The 278-nt window shown below is 50.7% G+C and carries 1 pseudogene; it reads left to right on the forward strand.

From position 1 onward, the window contains the following. Window positions 1–278: pseudogene (locus tag FQK12_RS23975) on the forward strand (EF-Tu/IF-2/RF-3 family GTPase); the annotation flags it as partial.

The raw sequence follows: 278 nt of genomic DNA on the forward strand, positions 1-278 counted from the left end.
GGTCGTGGTACCGTTGTTACCGGTCGTGTAGAGCGCGGTATCATCAAAGTAGGTGAAGAAGTTGAAATCGTTGGTATCAAAGAAACCGCGAAAACCACCTGTACTGGCGTTGAAATGTTCCGCAAACTGCTGGACGAAGGCCGTGCTGGTGAGAACGTAGGTGTTCTGCTGCGTGGTATCAAACGTGAAGAAATCGAACGTGGTCAGGTACTGGCTAAGCCGGGCACCATCAACCCGCACACCAAGTTCGAATCTGAAGTGTACATCCTGTCCAAAGA

This window comes from Klebsiella sp. ME-303, from assembly GCF_007910085.1.
GTDB lineage: Bacteria > Pseudomonadota > Gammaproteobacteria > Enterobacterales > Enterobacteriaceae > Klebsiella > Klebsiella michiganensis.